Genomic DNA, 2238 nt, shown 5'->3' on the forward strand with positions numbered 1-2238 from the left:
ACAGGACCTCCTCGCCCACGTCGGCGGGGCACTCGGCGACGACGCCGCCCTCCTCGCCCTCCAGCGCACAACCGCGCCGCACACCGGATTCCACATCAGCGATCCGGCGGACGACGGCAGCCTCCATGGGCAAGGCCACGAAGGGTCTGAGCAGGTCAAACGCTAGTGCCGCATCAGGCTACGTTCGCCCTGCCCACGGCGGCGCGTAGGCGCCGGTCGTCGGCATGGGGTGCCGACCTGCTGGCACCTCTTCGTAGTCAGGTGCGGGGAAAAGTTGTCGCACTGGCAGCGGCACTACCGCGTCCTCGCCGACCTCGCCGACACCGAGGCCGACGGCGTGCTGCCCGATATCCAGCCGGGCGTCCTCTTCGAGGGCGATGATCTGGGGAAATGGCTGAAGCAGCAGAAGAAGCCAGGCATCTGGGCGCGGCTCCTGCCCGAGCAGCAGGAGCGCTGCCGGCGGTAGGCCACCAAGTCCGCCTCACCCGCGGAGAGCAGGCCCGTGCCCCGCTCCTGCAGGAAGTCCACCAGCCGCGACACCACGTACGCTTACGAGCGCATCGTCGCCGGATCCCGATCCTGATAGGCAAGGTGCCGGAACCACGACGAGACCGGCTCCACCGGCCGCATGTCCCCGTCCAAGAACACCGGCATGCCGTCCGGGATCGCCCGCCGGTCCAGCAGCGGCACCGCCCCACACTCCCCGGTCGGCAGTCCGTCACCGTATCGCTCGGCCAGCGACCGCTTCACGAAGTACAAGTCCATCTCTCCCTCTCCGGAAGACCCAGAACAGAGGAGAACAGGACAACAGCCCATGATCCAGAGCTAAGTGATCAAACCACCTGTTGTGATGAGACAGAGCCAGACTACGGAGAGAAGACCTGCCGCAGCGTGACCTTGAGCGGCGCGTACCCCTGCACGATCTGCCTCGCCCGGTCCACCACGGCCGGCCACCGCACCCGCTCACGCGCCATACCGGTACATGTACCCCATGCCGCCGTCCGGCGCCTGGACCATCCCCGGTCCGGGTTATCCACAGGCCCGAACGTGAACGGCGGTTCCTCCGTACGCTGCTGCCCGAGTCGATCACACGGGGGTGTGCAAAATGCGGTACGGCGTGGTGGTGAAGGAGCTCGCAGTGGAGGTCATGGCGCAGCTGCCGGACGACCGGGCCCGGCGGGAGGTGATGGCGCTCGTGGAGGCCGCGCGGATGGATCCGCGGGCCTGGCCCGATGTCCGTGACCCTTGTTCCGTGGAGGAGATCCGGGAGGCGTTCGGCCGGCGGTGCTCGTCGCTCTGCTGGAGGGTGAGCCGCTGGACAAGCGTCTCTGCGTCCTGCGCGGCTCGTAGGGCCTGATCTCGATTCTCCTGGGCGGCATAGGCGCGGGAGGCGACTGCGGCAGCCAGTGCCGCTGCCGCGGAGGGCTGCGGGCCTGCGAGGTGGCGGGCGCGGTCGGCGAGGGCGGCAGCGTGCGCTGGGGCTCCCCAGTTGAGCTGCACCATCGCTTCGCGGGCGAGGACCCAGGCGTGCAGGGTGGCGTCGTTGGCCTCTTCGGCGGCGCGACCTGCGGTGGCGAACCATGCACGAGCTTCGCGGTGTCTCTCCCCTCGTAGCGTGGAGACCGTGACTGCAGGGGATGTTGAGAGTCATGGCGGAGAAGCGACGGAAGTTCGAGCCGGAGTTCCGTGAGGGGGCTGTACGGATCGTGACGGAGACCGGCAAGTCGATCCCTGAGGTCGCGGAGGACTTGGGGATCAACGAGACCACGCTGGCCAGCTGGGTGTCCCGGGCCCGCCGCGCGGGGGCCGCGCCGGCGAGCGCGAGCGACGAACTGGAGCGGCTGCGGCGGGAGAATGCCCAGCTCAAGCGGGACAACAAGGAACTGGCGATGGAGCGTGAAGTCCTCAAACGTTGCATGGTCCTGTGGGTGAAGTAGCCGTGGCGGACCCGGCGGCCGTCGTCGGGGTGATCAGCGACTTCAGGACCGAGCACGGCATACCGCACCGCGTCGCCTGCCATGCCCTGGGCATGAGCGAGTCGTGGTTCTACAAGCATCGCAACCGCACCCCCACCCAGCGGGAAGTACGCCGTCAGGAGCTGACGGAGGCGGTCACGGAGGAGTTCGCCAAGTCCGGCGGCACCTAAGAACTCCTATCGCAATGAATTCAGGCGTCGCCAGCAGATGAGTGCGCATCCGAGGGTGAGGAAGGCTTCGTGGATGTCGTCGCGGATCTCCC

At 68.1% G+C, this 2238-nt stretch carries 4 protein-coding genes and 1 pseudogene; 4 read left to right on the forward strand and 1 reads right to left on the reverse strand.

Annotation, left to right across the window (positions count from 1 at the left end; translation table 11 throughout):
- Positions 1-283: 283 nt before the first annotated feature.
- Positions 284-454: pseudogene (locus ACZ7L9_RS38040) on the forward strand (helicase associated domain-containing protein); the annotation flags it as partial.
- A gap of 95 nt (positions 455-549) precedes the next feature.
- On the opposite strand, the gene ACZ7L9_RS38045 reads toward ACZ7L9_RS38040, so the two are convergent.
- Entirely contained in the window at positions 550-765 is a 216-nt protein-coding gene (locus ACZ7L9_RS38045; protein WP_471422093.1) for a hypothetical protein, read from the reverse strand.
- Between the two features lie 340 nt (positions 766-1105).
- On the opposite strand from ACZ7L9_RS38045, the gene ACZ7L9_RS38050 reads away from it, so the two are divergent.
- The 3 genes from ACZ7L9_RS38050 (at position 1106) to ACZ7L9_RS38060 (ending at position 2146) form a co-directional block, all read left to right on the forward strand.
- Positions 1106-1357 (forward strand): hypothetical protein, encoded by a 252-nt coding sequence (locus ACZ7L9_RS38050; RefSeq protein WP_471422094.1) that lies wholly within the window; start codon positions 1106-1108, stop codon positions 1355-1357.
- Positions 1358-1649: 292 nt separating this feature from the next.
- Complete coding sequence (locus tag ACZ7L9_RS38055) at positions 1650-1937, forward strand: transposase (RefSeq protein WP_471422095.1); 288 nt, start codon at positions 1650-1652, stop codon at positions 1935-1937.
- Positions 1925-2146, forward strand: coding sequence for a hypothetical protein (locus ACZ7L9_RS38060; protein ID WP_471422096.1), 222 nt, complete (start codon positions 1925-1927; stop codon positions 2144-2146). The genes ACZ7L9_RS38055 and ACZ7L9_RS38060 overlap by 13 nt, the downstream gene beginning before the upstream one ends.
- Positions 2147-2238 lie beyond the last annotated feature (92 nt).

The sequence above is a fragment of the Streptomyces sp. NPDC111516 genome (assembly GCF_055635345.1).